This is a genomic window from Pseudoalteromonas sp. QJM3NY_22 (assembly GCF_056173065.1).
Genome location: NZ_CM149655.1, coordinates 2,334,006 through 2,354,419, shown reverse-complemented (window position 1 = coordinate 2,354,419; position 20,414 = coordinate 2,334,006). Strand labels below are relative to the sequence as shown.

The following is a 20,414-nucleotide window of genomic DNA, read 5'->3' as shown; positions in this document are numbered from 1 at the left end:
AATTTAACTAACCACTTAAATAAAATGTTTAATACCACAAAGCTTGAACGCGTTACGCTGCGTTTAATTACCCACAAACACGCTGCGTGTTTATTTAATATTTTAAACCACCCGCATGTGTCAGAATTTAACGACTACGAAACACCGCTTAGCAAAACACAAATCAAACAATTAATACAAGATGATATTAGTGCCTACTACGAAGGCGAAGTGATTAGAGTCGCAATTGAACATAATACATCAGGGAAGTTAATGGGTACTTGTGGGCTTTATAATTTAACGCCGTGTAAAAGTAGTGCCTTTATAGGGTTTGAGCTGCACCCCGACTTTTGGGATAAAGGCATAATGTTTGAAGTAGTGAGCGGTTTTATTGAAACCCTAGTTAAGGATATTGCGCTTAAACATTTGTCGGCTGAGGTGAGTGCACACAATGCACGTTCCCATAATTTACTTATTAAGTTAGGTTTTAGCTTAAGAGAAAATTCTATTTGGCATAAATCACTTTAACTCAAGACGGCAATTATAAGTGCTTATCTTTTTTGAATCCTCAATCCTTAAAGCTCAGTAAATAAAATACAAAAAATAGCGGCTTTCTATTATAGTTAAGCGTAAGCAAATGAATTTGTTACCCGTGTTTTATTAAACATTTACGCTTAACAAGGATTTTATATGCTAGATAAACTCTCTCAAGATGCGCTTGTAATTTGGGCGACCATTGACCCAATAGGCACTATGGCGCTGTTTGCTGCGCTTACTTCTCATTTAACTGATGATGGGGATGATTTTAGCCGCGTTTTCGGTTGAGCTTATTATGACCGCGCTGGAAATAAAACAATGGGTTAAGCTCGATTAAATAACTCCTAAACATTGAAAGGAATGCCGCATGGCAATAAAAATAACAAAACACTCTTTTATTAATTTAAGTTTAGCCGTAGTCATTTTTGCTATTGGTATTTTAGCCATACGTTATTACAACCATTATGTATCGGCCTATACAGATGTAACAATTAACTCAAGCGTGCTTAATGAGTCGCGCAAAGTGTTTATAAGATTACCTGCTAATTACAATCCAAAAAAAGCGTATCCGTTAATTATTAAAACCGATGGTAACTTTAATTTAGATACATGGGACAAAGCACTTACAAAACAAGCTAAGAGCGAAAAAGGGGATAAGGCTATATTGGTGTCTATTCCTAATTTGTTTTTTACAGATACACGTAATCGCGATTTAGTGCCTCCTTATGCCCGCCAAGATGTAAATACACAAGCGCGTCCAGAGCACGAAACACTGATTGAACCAAATGGCGAAGCCGACAAATTTTTAGCGTTTATTGAAACTGAGTTACTCCCTTATTTATCAGCAAAATATAAGCTTAGTAATAATCGTGTATTAAGTGGTTTTTCGGCAGGTGGTAGCTTTGTACTTTATACACTGCATACAAAGCCTGAACTGTTTAATGGCTACTTTGCATTTAGCCCAGCTGCTTGGTACGACGACATGACCGTAGTTAATAATGTAAAAGCATTTTTAACTACTCAAGCAAACAAAGTTAAGGCGCCTACTTATTTATATCTATCGGTTGGTGGGGCAGAGCACCCGTTAATGTTAAAAGCGTTTAATAATTTAGAGACCGCTTTAACAGCCAACCCTAATAATAACCTTGTGTGGCAAAGCGCTGTAAATGAAGGTGCTGAGCACTCAGATAATCCACCACTTAGTGTAGCTAAGGCATTAGCTGGTTATAGTACGTTTATTAAAAAGTAGATTAGATTGATTCAAAGTGTTAACTGTATGTATATACAGTTAACGTTGTTCTGTGTATTTAGAATGCTTAATCAGCTTTATAGTACTTTACTTAGTTTAATATTATCAACGGCTTAAAAAATCAAGCTGGTTTAAATTATTTTGTCAGGAAATACGTGCACTGTGTTTATATACAGTACATGGCTATTGAGTTAGAATGCAGTCAGTACCTATGAGCATAAACACATCTATTTGTTACTGCTTTTAATCAGCCTTTCGCCTTTGTGATCAGCAATAAGCAGTGTAAGTACTTTGCTATTTCAATATAGTTTCAGCATCTTTTTATACTCTTGATGGAGCCAATATAAATTGGCTGGTGGCTTTATATCAGGCATTGATCAGACCCCTAGGCAACTTTTTGGATTTTATATAAATGCAACGCATGTCCACCAATGAGCCTTATTATCTTTTCCCTGAACTCATCAAAACCATCCAAGCTGATTTTGTCGCCTTGCTGGAGTAGATTAATTCCCTCAAAACACTGAAAGACCCAACGTAATGTTGGGTTAGATATTTCTTTATTGATTTGATTCGCTATCGTGGCTTTTTCTTTTTTCATATTCGCTCTCATTCGTCTTTGCGCGATTGAATAAACTAACAATGAAAGTGTCATCACCATCAACAGAGCATCTATTCTACTTGGCTTTTTGATAAATAATGATGAAACAAAAAACAAGGGGTCTTTTAAAAACCTAAACCCTTTTTCTACTTCAGATTGTGCTTTGTAATGCTTAAGTAAACCTACTGGTGAAAGGGCTTCTTTATCAATATTCGTTGCTAATACGAAGCATGACTTTTGTTCTACAATCTGTTTTATTGCGCTTTCGTTTTCTTCAATTTCTGCCGTGATTTGCCATTCAATATTTTTTACTGGCGCATCTTTTTTAGGTCGCCCTTTACCTTCATAGACTTTATGCTTAATAAATTGCTGAGTCGCTATTTGATGATGCTTCATCTTTTTCGCTAATTTATCTAATGCGCGTTGTGCGTCAGTTTGACAAGCGAAACGTTGAGCTTGTAAATGGAAGAGGTCTTTTTTGATGCCTGTGTGTGCTCGCTCAACTTGTCGAACAATGCTTTTTTGTGCTCGGCTATTAGCTGCTTTTGAATAAATAATCATCCATCTTTGCTTTATCCCCATATGCTCAATCTCTTCAACAACATATTGATAGTTATCATCAATATTAACCCATTGGTTGGCTGCTATGGCTGTACTTATAGAGGATTTTTCAAGAGAAATTGTTGAAGGTACTAGCGTGAGAAATTGAATTTTGGTTAAAAACTCAGCATTACTTTTATGATAAAGTTTACAGTCTGCCACAAGGTATTTAGGAGCTTGGCTTTTTTTGAACTCGTCAACAAGCGCCTTACTTCGCGCTTTAAAAATAGCGGTGTCTGCGCTGTTACCATCCCAGTTTTTACATGCAAGCGGGATCCCACCATCTTGGCTAACAATGATTTCTTGTACGACTTGTTTTAAATCAGGACGGTGAGCCTTGCTATAGCCATGAGTAATTTTAATGACGTTTTCATCACTATCTCCATCATCAAAAGCATATTCACCTGTCAGAGAGTGACTCGTTGTATCAAGTGATTCAAAGGTTTTATCAACTTGTTCTATTTCACATGCTTGTCCGGAGACTAATGAAAATAAGCTTTCACAGCCAAACTCGAAGCATTGATCGAGAGTTCTACCAAGTTTGTGACGATTAAAATGTGATGCTTGAACCCCTTCACGAAATAAATGTTCAAGAGGCAAGTTAGTAAAAAATTGAGGGCTGAGTGATAAAGATCGATTGGCAAAACCGAGTCCATTCATGATCATGCCTTTTACAGCTTCACCGGGGGTGATTTCTTGTTTATCGTCTTGAGGTAAGTATTGATCTAAAAGGCTGACAATTTTTAAGTCTTCTATAACACCTGAAACAATACCGTGATGGTCTAACCGTTTGATTTTTAGATTCATATACACCTCAAAGTTGAGATGTTATTTTATCAAATTAAAGAGAATTAAGCGTTTAAATTAAATCGAAATTTTTGAAATTGGTCTGATCAATGTCTGTTATATCAAAAGAACACATCATACTAATATTGTTATAATGCTAAACTTAGCAATAGAGTCAAATTAAAAAAAAGTAATCAAAGAGGTTAATGCCAGTCAGTTAACAGCTGACTGGCATTTTTTATTGGGGTATTTACTGGGTTTTGGTTTCACACATCTCGGATACGCCCGCTCCTGTTTTATCGGTAATATGTGATGTTCAACTTGAGCTTGTAATTGCTCTATTGATTTAGGTATCCGTCCTGCATTTTCTATAAACATTGTATGAATAAGGTTAATAATACTAATAGCACACGTCGTAAAACTCAGGTGTTTTGCATATATTCCAGACTTTTTCTGCGCCATTTTCACCATTTTCACCATTTGATATCGGAGCAAGTTATAGCTCAACATTACGCCCCATAATTCTTGCGCTATCATCTCAGGTTTCTTGCTGCGTAGCGTGAAGTGACTATTCAGTAACGTTTGTTTCATTTCTCGATAACCAAGTTCAATTTCCCACCGTTCACTATAGAGGTCAACAATGTCAGCCTTAGGGAAACGCATTGGATCAGTCAGTGAAGTGAGTATATTCACCTCTTTCCCCTTAACCGTTTTTGTGACTAGCCTGACTTCAATGCTCTGTGGTAAATCGTCGAACTTTTTTCTCGCTTGTGCTGTTGCTTTTAGCTTGATAAGTTTGTCTTGACGACCTAAAGAGCGAACAATTTCATATTGCGTGCCTTTTCTCATCGGTTGAAGCCAATGCCTATTTTCCCCAGCATGATGCCAACGATTGAGTAAGCCTAGAGAATAGAAGCCTCTATCAAATAACGTCAGTGAGTTATCGGGTGTTGCCTCGATTAAGTCTTCAGCCAACACCATTTCACTAGTACGACAACTATCAAAGGCGCTCCCCATTAATAAATGGCTAGTTAACTCCATCAAACACACCATGCGAACCTGAGGGAAAGCCGTGTCACCATGCTGATTTTTCCACACGGAGAATGCATGTTGATTTTCAGCAGTATCCGGTGTGCGCCAAATAACACCATCAACACCCAGTAGTGATAGCCCGCACCATGTGGGATGGTTCGCATCAGCATTCCACATTTGCTGACTTTTCTCAAAAACCTGTTTAACGGCATCAGCCCCAAGCCGCTGCCTAGCCTGTACAACCGCACTGGGTGCAACGAGTTCTTTTTTACCTGGTAAAGCGAGCCCTAATTTACTGACAATACTCCACAGTGGGTCTTCACGATAAAACGACATACAAATGACTCAGTTGACCTAAGCCTTCTGAATTGGGTGCGTAGCTATTGGCAAGAGAAAGTGCGGTAGTGAGTTGCAAAATAAAAGGCTCCTGAATAAATTCAGAAGCCTTTATAAACTAACCAGAAGATCGGTCAATGGATCGTCAAATATTTCTTAACTGATCGGCATTAATCAAAGAGGTAGTCAAAATAATAAAGCCTGCGATAACTACATCCACTAAAAATATAAATGCCGAGTAGTGGATTATGAGTGCTTAATTAAAGTTTTACTCGCTCATAGTAATGGGCTGCAAAATGGTAAACGTAAAAATAGAGGCATCGTGAATGGTGCTATTACAAATTAAAAATCTGATAGCAATGCGGCTGTTAATGTATTTGTTGAAATAGCCTTAAATGCAAAATTCAGTATTGAAAAAAGTATGGAAAAATAAAAAAAGCCCAGTTAAAAAAGTTAAAAGGGCTAAAAGGGTTGTGCTTAGGGAAGTTGTAGTCTTTTTTTTAAACTTATATTTAAAACTTATATCTAAATCCAAATGCTATACCGTCATCTTCCGACTGCTCCATTTGTGCTTGTTGATCATCGTTATCGCTTTCAAAGTCGCTAAAGTCTTTACGCGCTTCTACGTAGGCAATAGTGTCTTCGTCAATTAAGTAGTGAAGGCCAATAACAGCAAACTGACGATTAAATATATCGTCTGGGTCGGCGTTAAAGTTTGGCTGAATTACGTAATCATCACCGGCATCAAATATGTTGTAGGCAATAAAAGGGCGAAAATCGTTATCAAAGCGGTAAGATGCAAATGTTTCTATACCGATTGCGTCTTTAATTAAGCGACCAATGTTATCTGTGTCGTGATTTTTGTTTTTATTTACGTTGGCAGCAACGTATAGGCCGAGCTTATCAATGTTGCCCCACATAATACCTGCACCATAAATTAAATCTTCAACATTGCGAGTAGAACCATCGCCAAACGTTAAATCAAACTCACCACGGTTAACACCTGCTGTAAGTGTTAGCATGTCAGTTGGGGTATAAGTTACAGACGCACCAAATGTGTAATTAAATTCAACTTCTTGGGCTGCACTATCGCCAGAGTTCCATAGCGCTTCACATTCTTCTTCTGAAATGTCGGTTATGTCACAGGTATAGAATTCGCTGTTTTTAAGCTGCGCTTGTACTGCAAAACTAAAATCGTTATAGCGATTGCGGTACTGCACTAATTTATCTCCACGGCCAGTGCCATTAACAGCGCCATCGTCTTTGTTATAGGTGTAAACACCAGCCGCATTACCATCCCATACAAAGCTATTATTTGTGCCGTAAACCACGTCGTACCATGCACCCCATTGTTTACCAATAGTTAGTTGCCCGTACTTTCCGTGCGAAAGGCCTGCGTAACCTAAACGGTTATACAAAAACTCGTCCTGAATAGACTCAAAACGATTGTTATAAATAATATCACTGCTGCCAACAGGGTTTACACCCCATTCTACGAGTGCAAGGGCAGTCCAGTCTTTCTTCATAGGTTGGATCTTAAGAAAGCTTGAAGTTGAACTCTGTTAATGATCAAATAGTTACGCCAATAAAAACATGACTAAAAACAGAGTTCACATGCAGATTAACCAAGTTTCAAACCAATTAAAAGCCCTTATCTCAGAAAAACACCTCATTGAGCTTGCAAAAACCTCTGGATTTCAAGTTCGACACCGTTGCCTGTCGATCGTTTCTCTGCTCAAAGCCGTATTTAAAAGCTTATCTTGCCTGCAAGACGCTAACTTGTCAGATATCCATCAAAACTTGCGAACGCAGGCTGATTGCACGATAAGTTATAAACCCTTTCATAATCAAATTCGAAAACCAGCCTTGACTGAGCTTGTCCGTGAGCTCGTTATTCAAGCGATGTCTAAATTGACTGTAAACACGCTGGATAAAACCTTTTTTACCCAGCGAGGAATACAGCGAGTGTTATTGCAAGATGGTTCTTCATTTGCTCTACATGATGAATTAGCGCAGGTTTTTGCTGGTCGTTTTACTGCTGTAAGTCCTGCCGCAATTGAGTTGCACGTTACCTATGACCTATTTAATGAACAACCCTGCGAAATAGATATTCGTCCTGATGTTGAAACTGAGCGCGCCTTTTTACCAGGTAGCCACACACTTGAAGATACGTTATTACTTGCTGATGCTGGGTATTTTGACTTAGATTACTTTGAGCAAGTAGCTCAAGATGGCGGATATTTTTTGATCAGAGCAAATAAAAACATTAACCCAATCGTTACATCAGCCTATTGCGCGGGTATAGAACTTAAAGAAAAGAACATTAAACTCAAAACGTTACTCGATAAATTCGCAAGCCAACCACTTGAATTAACAGTACGTTGGAAGAAAAATGGGCCCGAGTACAGGCTTATCTATTTACCGAATGAAAAGCGCCCCGTTTTCCTTGTTACTAATTTAAAAGAGGCACAGTTTAGCTTTGACGAGCTACTCGATATATATGCAACTCGTTGGCAAATTGAGTTGTTTTTCAAAGAACTAAAGTCATGGAATAACCTTAAAGGGTTCATCACACGAGATCCTCATATTGCCGAATCATTGGTTTGGCTGAGTATACTGCAAACACTTATCAAGCGTTTTATCTGCCATAGTGCAGCGGGTATGTTTAAGTGTGCGATCTCGACATTTAGAGCGAGTAAGTGCAGTTATCTTTGGTTGGATGATATTCTGGATTGCATAGAACAAACACGGTGCAGCCATAAGATACATCGTGTATTTGAGCTACTAGCGGTAAATTGTAAGCGGCAAAGCATTGAGAAAAACAATGATATTTGCCGTTTTAAGATAGGAAGTCACACGGTCTGTGTTCCTTAAGAACTAAGCTATGAGTGTTTTTTAGCATATTTTTAATAATAACCTCTATATATCAAAGATTCATAAACCGTAAATTACTTATACATTCATTGAAAGAGCAAAATAACAAAGTAATAGAAAATTCTTTGGACGCTATTTTTACAATTGAAGAAACGGGACAAATTGTTCATTTTAATAACACGGCTAAAAATGTATTTGGCAGTGCTCTAGAGGACAAAGAAAACGATTTCATTTCACTATTCAACTTAAATAAAGCGGATATTAATTGTATTGAAGAAACTATAATTGATGGGGCAAAAATGCCCTTCGAAGCTATTTATACTGATGCATTTGGTAACAAGCAATTTTATTCGATAACACTCAGTAGTATTTTTGATGTGTATAACAACCGCTATCAAGTTGCTGCGATTTTAAGAAATATTACTTCACTGAAAAACATACAATCAGAACTTGAAGGTTTAAATAGTACTTTAGAGCTTAAAGTATCCCAAAGAACCATAGAACTAGAACGCGCTATAGATCAAGCCCTAGCAGCGAGCCAAGCAAAAAGTGACTTTGTTGCTAACATTTCTCATGAAATTCGTACCCCAATGAACGGCGTATTAGGCATGCTAGAAATGTTAAAAGAGGAGGGGCTATCTGAGCAACAGCATCATTATTTAAAATTAGCTAACAGCAGTGCACATTCATTAATGAACTTAATTAATGACATCTTAGACTTCTCTAAAATTGAAGCCGGAAAACTCGATATTGATAATCATACTTTTGATGTTGTCACCGTATGCAGTGATATGATTACTTCTTTAGCATTGCAAGGACAACGAAAAGGACTTGAAGTTTTTTTAGATACAAAAGACGTTATCGACCGGATGGTGATTGGTGACAGTCACCGCTTAAAACAAATTTTGATAAACTTAGTTAATAATGCCTTTAAGTTTACCCACAAAGGTGAGGTTAGCTTAACAATTGGCTCTAAGTACATCACCAATTCTAAACTGTTAATGAGTTTTACGATCAAAGATACCGGGATTGGTATTGCTCCTGAAAATTTAGATAGATTATTCGAGGTGTTTACACAAGAGGATTCAAGTACGACTCGTCACTTTGGTGGAACAGGTTTAGGTTTATCTATTTGCAAAAAGTTAGCCCAGTTGATGGGAGGTAATATTACGGTTACTAGTAAAAAAGGGATTGGCAGTGTTTTTATTGCTACGGTAGAGTTGCATGTTGCACAGCAGAAAAAGTTAAATACCAGCATTGAATTAGCGACATCAATTAACGTGGCAACATTAATTGCGCGTGATAACGTATTTAACAACGTCACAAATTTACTAGTACACGCGTGTAAAATAGATAAGGATAAAATTGTCCGCTTAGATTATTTTAGTGGACATAGTGCATTTGATGCCGACTTATTAATTATAGATGATGAGCATCCACAAATTGATGCCCTCATTAGTTTTTGTAATCAATATGATAAGAAATATGTGCTGATTTTACGTGATATGGTAGTAAACAAGCAGTCTACGATAGTGGCCGAATATAGCCATATTTTAAATAAACCACTTACCCAAGATCAGTTTAGCTACAAGTTAGCGAGTTTATTCGGCGCAAATAATGAACTTGTGGTTGCAGCAGCTAACCATTTAATTGAAGAACCTATAGAGCCAGACTTATCGAATTATAATGTATTATTAGTTGATGATAATATGATCAACGTTGAAGTTGCTAAAGCTATTTTAAAACATACGAAAGTAAAAATAACCACCGCATCAGATGGCTTAGAAGCATTAGAGGTATTAAAACTACATGAGGGTAAAACCTTCGATATTATTTTAATGGATTGTCAAATGCCAAATCTCAACGGTTACGATGCTACTAGCGCAATAAGAAGTGGTAAAGCGGGAAGTGAATATTCGTATGTGCCAATTATTGCTATGACAGCAAGTGCGATGGAAGGCGACAGAGAGCGCTGTTTAGCTGCAGGGATGAACGATTATATTACTAAGCCAATAAAGCCACAAACGCTAAAGAGTAAGCTATTAACTTGGTTAAACTGAATCACATCCATTGTGTAAGTGTTCAGCTGCTATGCAGCTGATTTTTTTGGTTTAGCTTCTACTGAGCTGACTATCGTTGCAGCTAGTTTTGTAATATCAGCACTGTCGAGCACGGTTTGCGTATCTGACCAATGTAATAACTCAATTTTTCCATCTTTTTGCTCTACAAGTGCCGTGCAGCTCTCAATCCAATCCCCATCGTTGCAATACATAATCCCATCATCCACTTTTATTTTAGGGTGATGAATATGTCCACAAATAATACCATCTACTTTTTGTTTTTTAGCTTCGCGGATAGCGGCATCCTCAAAGGCTTCAATAGCTTCACGGGCTTTGTGTACTCGCGCTTTGATCCACGCGGCAAGTGAGTAGTAATTCCCACCAAATACTTTACGTATACGATTTATCCAACGATTTAAAAACAATAAAAAGTCGTATCCTGCATCACCAGCTATGCTAATGAGTTTGTTATAGCGAGTTGCGATATCAAATTCATCACCATGAACAAGCAAGAATCGCTTATTAGCTTTAGTGGTGTGAATAAACTGCTGATGGACCTCAACACCGAATAAAGTTTGATCAACGTAGTTACGAAACGTCTCATCGTGATTACCGGGAATATAAATGACGCGTGTCCCATTAGCTGCTTTTTGTTGCATAGAATTTAATACTTGATAATGTGAAGAGTGCCAATAAAACTGACGTTTCATTGACCATAAATCGATAATATCACCGACTAAATAAAGTGTATCGGATTCTACCGAGTTTAAAAAATCAAGTAAGTAATCAGCTTTACAATCTTTGTAACCTAAATGAACATCAGATATCCAAATGGCTGGATAATGTTGTTTTTTACGCAGTTGATTGTTTGTCATGCCCGTCATCCATAGTGTAATAATTAAACACTGTAGATAAATCTAATGACACTTATGAGACACTTTAGCGAAGCCTCCATGACAATTTACACCAAGGCACGTAATTAAAAGATTTCTACAAAGCTAGAAAAGGTGAGTCATTGAGCAGCTATTATTATGCATTGCTATTAATCGCTCATCAAAAAGGCCGCATTTAAATGCGGCCTTTTAGTCTATTTTAAGCGTGCGTGTTATTAACCTTTAACAGCCGCTTTAATTGTATCAATTGCTGTGTCGATATCAATCATTAGCTTTTCACCGGTGCGGCGGTTTTTAAGCTCAACTTTGTTTTCGTCAAGGTTGCGCTCACCAATTACTAGCGTAAATGGCACACCAATGAGTTCCATATCGTTAAACATAACACCAGGGCGCTCTTTACGGTCATCAAATAACACATCAAGACCTGCATCTTTTAAACCTTGGTAAAGGTCATTTGCAATATCAGGAATACGATGCGATTTGTGCATGTTCATTGGCACAATTGCTAAATCGAATGGCGCGATTGATTTTGGCCAAATGATCCCGTATTGATCGTTGTTTTGCTCTATAGCAGCAGCAACAATACGTGAAACACCAATACCGTAACAACCCATGGTCATTGTTTGGTTTTTACCGTCTTCGTTTAATACGCCCGCTTTCATTGCTTGTGAGTATTTAGTGCCAAGCTGGAAAATATGCCCAACTTCAATACCACGTTTAATTTGTAAAACACCTTGCCCACATGGGCTCATATCGCCTTCAACAATATTACGGATATCAGCAACTTCATAATCAGTTACATCACGATCCCAGTTAATGCCGCTGTAATGCTCGTCATCTTTATTAGCACCGGCAACAAAATCAGCAAGTACGTTAGCCGTTCTATCAACAATAATTGGCATCGACAGGCCAACCGGGCCAAGTGAACCAGGTCTTGCACCAATCGCAGCAACAATATCAGCCTCTGTTGCCATTTCTAGCGGAGAGTCTACTAACGGGTGCTTCTCAGCTTTTAGTTCGTTTAATTCGTGATCGCCACGCAGTACCAAGGCAACTAAACCACGTACTTCGTTTTCATCAGGCGTACCATAAACAATTAACGTTTTAACACCGCGATGAGGTTTTACACCGTAGTGTTTTTTAAGCTCGTTAATCGTTTTAGCGTCAGGAGTTGGAAACGCTTTAAGCTCTTTTGATGCTTCAGGGCGTGGATCGTTTGGTGCAAGCGCCTCTGCTTTTTCAATATTAGCGGCGTAGTCACTGCCATCACTAAATGCAATGGCATCTTCACCTGATTCAGCAAGTACATGAAACTCATGCGATACGCTACCGCCAATAGAGCCTGTATCTGCGATAACAGGACGGTAATCAAGACCTAAGCGCTCAAAAATATTACAATATGCCTTGTGCATCGCTTGATATGTTGCATCTAAACATTCTTCACTTAGGTGAAAAGAGTAGGCATCCTTCATTGTAAATTCACGAGCACGCATCACACCAAAGCGAGGACGACGTTCGTCGCGTACTTTAGTTTGTACTTGGTATAAAGTAACTGGTAACTGTTTATAGCTGCTTATTTCTTTACGTACGAAATCAGTAATCACTTCCTCGTGCGTTGGTCCAAGTGCAAATGTACGGTTATGACGATCAGTAAAGCGCATTAGCTCAGGACCAAACTCATTCCAACGACCAGACTCTTCCCACAAATCAGCCGGTTGAATAACTGGCATTAGCATTTCAATGGCGCCAGCTTTGTCCATCTCTTCACGTACAATGTTTTCTACTTTACGTAGCACACGTAAACCAGAGGGTAACCAAGTGTATAAACCCGAAGCGACGCGACGGATCATACCGGCTCTAAGCATTAACTGATGCGATACGATTTCAGCATCTGATGGCGTTTCTTTAAGTGTTGCGAGTATATATTGGCTTGTACGCATGTTTTTTCCGAAATAGAGTAATTATGTTCTTTTAATAGAGCTTAAGTTTAACAGCGGATGCTTTTACACTAAAGCGCTAAGTGAGTTATTTAGTTTTTTTCTATGCTTGTTACTAGGTTATGCTCGCCATTGACTTGCCAGCGAATATTATAATTGTACAAAGTCATACCGTAGCTTTGCTCGCCATCTTTTTGTTTTTTATAGGCAGGGCGGGGATCTTGTTTTAAAACATTAGCTATAAAATCATGTAAATCTGGGTACTGTGTTTGCGCATTAACAAACTCAATTGCCTGAGGGCTAAATTCAACCGTCATTTGTGTTTCTGGGCGTGTATCTGCAAAGCCAGCACTGGCTTCAAACATAGCATCTGAATAAGGTAAGTACGGTTTAATATCGATAATGGGTGTGCCATCAAGTAAATCAATGCCAGCGAGTAATAAACTAAGTTGTCCGTTTTTATACTCAATACCTTCGAGCTTTACTGCGCTCATACCAATCGCGTTTGGTCTAAATGTAGCGCGGGTAGCAAATACACCTTTTCGTTCATTGCCACCTAAACGAGGTGGGCGAACCATGGCAGAATAACCTTTATCGGCCGTTTCATGAAAACGAAATAACAACCAAATATGAGTAAATTCATCTAAACCACGTACAAACTCTTCGCGATTAAAATCAGGTGCAAAAATAAGTTTTGCCTTGGCTTGTGGCACTAAACGAGGCTGCCTAGGTATAGCAAACTTTTGTTTATAAGGAGATTCAATGTGGCCAATAGCCGAAATGGTATAATCGCTCATAGTACTCGGATACAAATAAAATAGAGCGCTATTCTACCTTTATTTAGCGACTATGGCATTAATGTGAATAAGTTTATTACTTATAGACTGTTTGGTTTACATGATGAAAATTAGCAGGCCTTAAAACAAAAAAGGGTAAGCTCTTAAGCCTACCCTATTAATACATGTTAAAGACTCATTAAAACATGTATTGAACTGATACAGACGCTACATCCATGTCTGGATCAATATCATCGTCAAGTTTGTAACGTTCATACTCTAAACGAAATTGAACATTTGTTGTAAGCGCATATTCAATACCTGCACCGTAAAACGCATCTCCACCATCTGTAGAGGTTGATATACTTCCTACTGGTAAGTCTTGTGTGTAGTCTGCGTCCCATTCAAGCCAACCACCTTTTGCGTATACAGTGAAGCTTTCAGATAGAGGAAGCCCTAGGCGTGCGGCAAGTGATACGCCATCAATCTCAGCTTTACTGTCTATGTCACTAACTTCATCAAAGTTTTGGTAAGCAAGCTCTAAGCTTAAGTACTCGTTAAATTGAGTACCAACATACCCTTTGAGCATTTGTGCATCGTCGTCAAAGTCAGTGTCGTTGTCACTGTCTTCAAACTCAAAAGAATATTGACCGTAACCGATACCAGTATAAATACGTGGAGAATCAAAATCAGAAATATCAGCGTGTGCTGCTGTGTTAAAACCCAGTGTTGCTAATGCAAGTGCAGAAAGAGAAAGTGTTTTAATCATTGTGAATAGCTCCTTTACAAATTAAAAATTAATGTTCGATTAAGTCAATCAAACTTCAATTTAATAAGTGCAGTGAACATGCCAATTTTAAAAACAAGTAAAAACCCCTCATAATACCTACTTTAGTACTGGTTATCGCAAGGGGGTGTTTGGTTTTTAAGCAATGCGAGCTTTTGTAGTGATTTGTTTTCTAAGCAGTTTTGTACGTTTTACAAAACAACATGAGTTTTTTACACAGCTACATTTTGAATTTACAGAACAGCTAAAAGTTATACATTGTGTAACAAGTTTTCAGTTTCAATTGCTATTTCTTTCATTTTAATAGCGTAGTTTTCTAATTTTAAATCTTCGTCTGTCACTGCTTTAAATTCAGGCACTTCTACTGGATAACCCGTTTCATCCATTGCGACAAAACTTATAACACAGTGATTTGTTTCAACCATATTTTGTGTCTTTGGATCGCCACAACGTACTTGAATAAATATCTGCATACTTGTTTTACCGGTATGCGCTATTTTAGCTTCTACTTCGACAATTTGCCCTACTAATATTGGACGTCTAAATTTAACCCCAGCAACTGACACAGTCACACAATAATGACCACTCCAGCCAGCTGCACATGCATAACCAGCTTGGTCAATCCACTTCATGACGACTCCACCATGAACTTTACCACCAAAATTTACATCGGTAGGCTCTGCTAAAAAACGAAAAACAACTTTTGACGACGGCATAGATATTACTCATTTATTAATACTGCATATGAGCATAGCGCAAAAAAGGGGCCGAAGCCCCTGCAATTTAGGATATGTTTATAATTTATATGTAAAAAACGTAGTTATATAACTATACGACGCATAATTTAGTTACATATTAGGGTAATTTGGTCCACCAGCGCCTTCAGGTGTTACCCACGTAATGTTTTGGCTGGGGTCTTTAATATCGCAAGTTTTACAGTGCACACAGTTTTGGGCATTAATAACAAACACTTTATTGCCTGCTATTTCTTGTACTTCGTAAACGCCAGCAGGACAATAACGTTGTGCGGGTTCATCAAATTTAACTAGGTTTACGTTAATAGGAATTGACGCATCTTTAAGCTTTAAATGACACGGCTGTGATTCTTCGTGGTTAGTATTTGATAAAAACACACTTGAGAGTTTATCAAAGCTAAGTTGTCCATCTGGTTTTGGATACGCAATTTTGTCAGCAGCTTTTGCATCAACAAGGGTAGAGTGAACGGGCGTATTATCTTTAAATGTAAACGGTAAACCGCCATTAAAAATATTTTGATCAAGCGTGTTATACGCACCACCTATAAACTTACCAAGTTTGTGCATTGCAGGGCCAAAGTTACGAGATTGATATAGCTCTTTATATGCCCACGATTGCTCAAACGCTGTCTGGTATTTAGTTAAATCGGTATTTGCTAACTCATTTTGCAGCGCTTCGAAAATAACCTCAGCGGCAATCATTCCCGATTTCATTGCTGTGTGATTACCTTTAATTTTTGCAAAATTAAGTGTGCCTGCATCGCACCCTACAAGTAAACCACCAGCAAAATGCATTTTTGGTAATGAATGCAAGCCACCTTTAGCAATAGCACGCGCACCGTAAGCAATACGTTCAGCGCCTTCAAGTACCTTTTTAAAAACTGGATGGTGTTTCATTCGCTGAAACTCATCAAACGGACTCAAATGTGGGTTTGAGTAATTTAAATCAACAATTAAACCAACAACAACTTGATTGTTTTCACTGTGATACATAAATGCACCACCATTAGTATCGCCGCTAAGTGGCCAACCTGTACCATGAACTACCTTGCCAAGCTCATGTTTACTTTCATCTATTTGCCAGATTTCTTTAAAGCCTAAACCGTAATGCTGCGGCGATGAATCCGCATCAAGTGCAAACTCATTGATTAGTTGTTTACCTAAATGACCTCGGCAACCTTCGGCAAAAATAGTGTATTTTGCACGAAGCTCCATGCCAGGCATGTAACCGTCTTTTTCATTCCCGTCTTTGTCTACACCCATATCGCCAGTAATAATGCCTTTTACTGCTTTATCTTCAATTATTAAAGAGTGTGCGCTAAATCCTGGAAATATCTCTACGCCTAAGCGCTCAGCTTGCTCTGCAAGCCATCGACATACATTGCCCATAGATATAATGAAGTTACCATCATTATGAAATGTTTTTGGTGTAGCAAAGTGGGGGATTGATGTCGCTTTTTGCTCGTTATTAAACCAATAAATTTCATCATTAGTTACTTTGGTTGTAACCGGTGCGCCAAGCTCTTGCCAATTAGGTAGTAGTTCATCCAAAGCTTTGGTTTCAAAAACAGCACCAGAGAGTACATGTGCACCTACTTCAGAACCTTTTTCGACTACGCAAATCATGCACTCTTGTTGTTTTTCTTGTGCTAATTGCGCGAGTTTAATTGCACTTGAAAGCCCAGCAGGGCCTGCACCAACAATTACTACATCAAATTCCATGGTTTCACGTTCGACCATAATAACCTCTTTATCTATGACGGACTTATTTGAATGTTTACTACGCATTTAAATAAGGTGTACAGCCTATTTTTAACCTTGCAAATTAAACGTTACAGACTGTGAATAGTTAAAGGTTATTTTAGGTTGACGTTTACGTCAACAGGAAGTAGTCTAATTTCATAAAATAAATAGGTTGACGTGCACGTTACCTTGTAGGTTTAAATAATTATGGAGTTCCTATGAAAGTCCTCGTACCAATAAAAAGAGTGATTGATTACAACGTAAAAGCACGCGTTAAAAGTGATAACAGCGACGTTGATTTAACCAACGTAAAAATGGCAATGAACCCGTTTTGTGAGATTGCTATAGAAGAAGCAATTCGCCTCAAAGAAGCCGGCACAGCCAGTGAAGTGGTTGCCGTAACTATTGGTCCTAAAGCATCACAAGAACAATTACGCACAGCATTAGCATTGGGTGCTGACAAAGCCATTCACATCGAAACCGATGAAAAGCTCGAGTCACTTCATATTGCAAAGCTACTCGCTAAAATTGTAGAGCAAGAAACGCCTGAACTTGTCATTTTAGGTAAACAGTCAATTGACTCAGATAATAATCAAACAGGTCAAATGCTCGCTGCGCTTACTAATCGTGGGCAGGGTACATTTGCATCAAAAGTGGTTATTAAAGATGGCAAAGTAAACGTAACCCGCGAAGTTGATGGCGGGCTGCAAACGGTAGCACTTAATTTACCGGCAGTTGTTACAACCGACTTACGCTTAAACGAGCCTCGCTACGCATCACTGCCAAATATTATGAAAGCCAAACGTAAGCCGCTTGAAGTAATAGCAGCAGATTCGCTTGGTGTTGATTTAACACCGCGTATTCAATTAATAAGTGTTGAAGAGCCAGCTAGACGCACCGCAGGAATTATTGTTGAAGACGTTGCACAGCTTGTAGAAAAATTAAAAACAGAGGCAAAGGTGATTTAAATGAAAACACTCGTAATTGCAGAGCACGACAACGGTGCCTTAAAGCCAGAAACCTCAAAAACTATTAACGCCGCAGTAAAAATGGGTTTTCCTATTGATATACTAATTGCAGGTAACAACTTAAGCGCAATGAGCTCACAAGTTGCCAGCATTGATGGCGTAGCTAATGTTTTAGTGGCCGATAATGTCGTTTATGAACATCAGTTAGCTGAGAGCATGAGCGATTTAGTGTTATCACTTAGCGACACCTACAGCCACATTGTTGCAAGTGCTACTACAACGGGCAAAAACTTTATGCCACGTGTTGCCGCGCTATTAGATGTCGCGCAAATTTCTGAAATTATCGCAGTAGTGGACGCAGATACATTTAAACGACCTATTTATGCAGGTAATGCAATCGCCACGGTTAAATCACTCGACAGTAAAAAAGTAATTACCGTACGTGCCAGTAGTTTTGATTTACAAGGTGAGCAATCAGCTGTTGCTTTAACAAATATTGATACAGTATCAGATTCGCAATTAAGCAGCTTTATAAGTGTTGAGCAAACAGAATCAGAACGTCCAGAGCTTACAGCTGCTAGTGTGGTCATATCGGGTGGTCGCGGTATGAAAAACGGCGAAAACTTTGCATTACTTAATGGTATTGCCGATAAACTAGGTGCAGCTATTGGTGCGTCGCGTGCAGCAGTTGACGCAGGCTTTGTACCTAACGACATGCAAGTAGGGCAGACCGGTAAAATTGTAGCGCCTAACTTATACATTGCCGTGGGGATTAGCGGTGCTATTCAGCATTTAGCGGGCATGAAAGACTCAAAAGTAATCGTCGCGATTAATAAAGACCCAGATGCACCTATTTTTCAAGTCGCTGATTACGGTTTAGTGGCTGACTTATTTGAAGTACTGCCACAGCTTGAAGGCGCTTTATAACGCTTAATCGAGCAAAATTTATTCTGGTTGAAAGCCGTGGTGTTCTTTGAGTGCTGCGGCTTTTTTATTCGGTTAATTCAAGACACAAAAAAACCAGCCAATTGGCTTAATGCCGATCAGTTAAGAAATATTTGACGATCCATTGACCGATCTTCTGGTTAGTTTATAAAGGCTTCTGAATTTATTCAGGAGCCTTTTATTTTGCAACTCACTACCGCACTTTCTCTTGCCAATAGCTACGCACCCAATTCAGAAGGCTTAGGTCAACTGAGTGATTTTTTATGTCCTGACTTTATCAAACAATGCGCTGAAACCGCTGGTGTCGCGACGATAAGGAAAAGAAGGCTTCCTGTTGAGATGTCCGTTTGGACAGTCATTTGTATGTCGTTTTATCGTGAAGACCCACTGTGGAGTATTGTCAGTAAATTAGGGCTCGCTTTACCAGGTAAAAAAGAACTCGTTGCACCCAGTGCGGTTGTACAGGCTAGGCAGCGGCTTGGGGCTGATGCCGTTAAACAGGTTTTTGAGAAAAGTCAGCAAATGTGGAATGCTGATGCGAACCATCCCACATGGTGCGGGCTATCACTACTGGGTGTTGATGGTGTTATTTGGCGCACACCGGATACTGCTGAAAATCAACATGCATTCTCCGTGTGGAAAAATCAGCATGGTGACACGGCTTTCCCTCAGGTTCGCATGGTGTGTTTGATGGAGTTAACTAGCCATTTATTAATGGGGAGCGCCTTTGATAGTTGTCGTACTAGTGAAATGGTGTTGGCTGAAGACTTAATCGAGGCAACACCCGATAACTCACTGACGTTATTTGATAGAGGCTTCTATTCTCTAGGCTTACTCAATCGTTGGCATCATGCTGGGGAAAATAGGCATTGGCTTCAACCGATGAGAAAAGGCACGCAATATGAAATTGTTCGCTCTTTAGGTCGTCAAGACAAACTTATCAAGCTAAAAGCAACAGCACAAGCGAGAAAAAAGTTCGACGATTTACCACAGAGCATTGAAGTCAGGCTAGTCACAAAAACGGTTAAGGGGAAAGAGGTGAATATACTCACTTCACTGACTGATCCAATGCGTTTCCCTAAGGCTGACATTGTTGACCTCTATAGTGAACGGTGGGAAATTGAACTTGGTTATCGAGAAATGAAACAAACGTTACTGAATAGTCACTTCACGCTACGCAGCAAGAAACCTGAGATGATAGCGCAAGAATTATGGGGCGTAATGTTGAGCTATAACTTGCTCCGATACCAGATGGTGAAAATGGCGCAGAAAAAGTCTGGAATATATGCAAAACACCTGAGTTTTACGACGTGTGCTATTAGTATTATTAACCTTATTCATACAATGTTTATAGAAAATGCAGGACGGATACCTAAATCAATAGAGCAATTACAAGCTCAAGTTGAACATCACATATTACCGATAAAACAGGAGCGGGCGTATCCGAGATGTGTGAAACCAAAACCCAGTAAATACCCCAATAAAAAACGCCAGTCAGCTGTTAACTGACTGGCATTAAGCCAATTGGCTGGTTTTTAGTATTTATAAACATTTTACTA

At 38.8% G+C, this 20,414-nt stretch carries 15 protein-coding genes and 2 pseudogenes; 8 read left to right on the top strand and 9 right to left on the bottom strand.

All coding sequences use genetic code 11. From position 1 onward, the window contains the following. Positions 1-24 precede the first annotated feature (24 nt). The 3 genes from AC0VZ4_RS10630 (at position 25) to AC0VZ4_RS10620 (ending at position 1,765) form a co-directional block, all read left to right on the top strand. Complete coding sequence (locus tag AC0VZ4_RS10630; RefSeq protein ID WP_149605296.1) at positions 25-507, top strand: GNAT family N-acetyltransferase; 483 nt, start codon at positions 25-27, stop codon at positions 505-507. A gap of 162 nt (positions 508-669) precedes the next feature. Further along, positions 670-804 (top strand): hypothetical protein, encoded by a 135-nt coding sequence (locus AC0VZ4_RS10625; protein WP_475439648.1) that lies wholly within the window; start codon positions 670-672, stop codon positions 802-804. Positions 805-883: 79 nt separating this feature from the next. After that, a complete protein-coding gene (locus AC0VZ4_RS10620; protein ID WP_475439647.1) occupies positions 884-1,765 on the top strand; it encodes an alpha/beta hydrolase in 882 nt (293 codons plus the stop codon). Positions 1,766-2,150: 385 nt separating this feature from the next. On the opposite strand, the gene AC0VZ4_RS10615 is transcribed toward AC0VZ4_RS10620, so the two are convergent. The 3 genes and pseudogenes from AC0VZ4_RS10615 to AC0VZ4_RS10605 all read right to left on the bottom strand — a co-directional run. After that, the gene (locus AC0VZ4_RS10615) at positions 2,151-3,770 is read right to left on the bottom strand and encodes an IS1634 family transposase (protein ID WP_475439646.1); all 1,620 of its coding nucleotides are present in this window, start codon (positions 3,768-3,770) and stop codon (positions 2,151-2,153) included. 192 nt (positions 3,771-3,962) lie between these two features. Then, positions 3,963-5,196, bottom strand: a pseudogene (locus AC0VZ4_RS10610) (IS4 family transposase). Between the two features lie 433 nt (positions 5,197-5,629). Further along, positions 5,630-6,643, bottom strand: a pseudogene (locus AC0VZ4_RS10605) (porin); the annotation flags it as partial. Positions 6,644-6,731: 88 nt separating this feature from the next. Here AC0VZ4_RS10605 and AC0VZ4_RS10600 point away from each other — a divergent pair. Together AC0VZ4_RS10600 and AC0VZ4_RS10595 are read left to right on the top strand one after the other, a co-directional pair. Then, on the top strand, positions 6,732-7,991 hold the full coding sequence (locus tag AC0VZ4_RS10600; RefSeq protein ID WP_475439645.1) for an IS4 family transposase: 1,260 nt from the start codon (positions 6,732-6,734) through the stop codon (positions 7,989-7,991). A gap of 89 nt (positions 7,992-8,080) precedes the next feature. Then, positions 8,081-10,051 (top strand): ATP-binding protein, encoded by a 1,971-nt coding sequence (locus AC0VZ4_RS10595; protein WP_475439644.1) that lies wholly within the window; start codon positions 8,081-8,083, stop codon positions 10,049-10,051. 29 nt (positions 10,052-10,080) lie between these two features. On the opposite strand, the gene AC0VZ4_RS10590 is transcribed toward AC0VZ4_RS10595, so the two are convergent. The 6 genes from AC0VZ4_RS10590 to AC0VZ4_RS10565 all read right to left on the bottom strand — a co-directional run bounded on the left by AC0VZ4_RS10590 (position 10,081) and on the right by AC0VZ4_RS10565 (position 16,939). Then, positions 10,081-10,926: a UDP-2,3-diacylglucosamine diphosphatase gene (locus AC0VZ4_RS10590; protein WP_475439643.1), complete on the bottom strand. Its 846-nt coding sequence runs from the start codon at positions 10,924-10,926 to the stop codon at positions 10,081-10,083. 233 nt (positions 10,927-11,159) lie between these two features. Next, on the bottom strand, positions 11,160-12,884 hold the full coding sequence (locus AC0VZ4_RS10585) for a proline--tRNA ligase (protein WP_475439642.1): 1,725 nt from the start codon (positions 12,882-12,884) through the stop codon (positions 11,160-11,162). Between the two features lie 89 nt (positions 12,885-12,973). Then, a complete protein-coding gene (tsaA, locus tag AC0VZ4_RS10580; RefSeq protein WP_475439641.1) occupies positions 12,974-13,678 on the bottom strand; it encodes a tRNA (N6-threonylcarbamoyladenosine(37)-N6)-methyltransferase TrmO in 705 nt (234 codons plus the stop codon). Between the two features lie 178 nt (positions 13,679-13,856). Beyond that, positions 13,857-14,426, bottom strand: a complete 570-nt coding sequence (locus tag AC0VZ4_RS10575) for an outer membrane beta-barrel protein (protein ID WP_008133741.1) — start codon at positions 14,424-14,426, stop codon at positions 13,857-13,859. A 269-nt stretch (positions 14,427-14,695) separates the two neighbouring features. Next, positions 14,696-15,160 carry an acyl-CoA thioesterase gene (locus AC0VZ4_RS10570; protein WP_007375777.1) on the bottom strand — a complete coding sequence of 155 codons (465 nt, stop codon included), beginning with the start codon at positions 15,158-15,160 and terminating at the stop codon, positions 14,696-14,698. Between the two features lie 132 nt (positions 15,161-15,292). After that, a complete protein-coding gene (locus AC0VZ4_RS10565) occupies positions 15,293-16,939 on the bottom strand; it encodes an electron transfer flavoprotein-ubiquinone oxidoreductase (RefSeq protein WP_475439640.1) in 1,647 nt (548 codons plus the stop codon). A 221-nt stretch (positions 16,940-17,160) separates the two neighbouring features. On the opposite strand from AC0VZ4_RS10565, the gene AC0VZ4_RS10560 reads away from it, so the two are divergent. The 3 genes from AC0VZ4_RS10560 (at position 17,161) to AC0VZ4_RS10550 (ending at position 20,364) form a co-directional block, all read left to right on the top strand. Next, complete coding sequence (locus AC0VZ4_RS10560) at positions 17,161-17,910, top strand: electron transfer flavoprotein subunit beta/FixA family protein (protein WP_475439639.1); 750 nt, start codon at positions 17,161-17,163, stop codon at positions 17,908-17,910. Next, positions 17,911-18,837: an electron transfer flavoprotein subunit alpha/FixB family protein gene (locus tag AC0VZ4_RS10555; RefSeq protein WP_475439638.1), complete on the top strand. Its 927-nt coding sequence runs from the start codon at positions 17,911-17,913 to the stop codon at positions 18,835-18,837. 201 nt (positions 18,838-19,038) lie between these two features. Beyond that, positions 19,039-20,364, top strand: coding sequence for an IS4 family transposase (locus AC0VZ4_RS10550; RefSeq protein ID WP_475439637.1), 1,326 nt, complete (start codon positions 19,039-19,041; stop codon positions 20,362-20,364). Positions 20,365-20,414 lie beyond the last annotated feature (50 nt).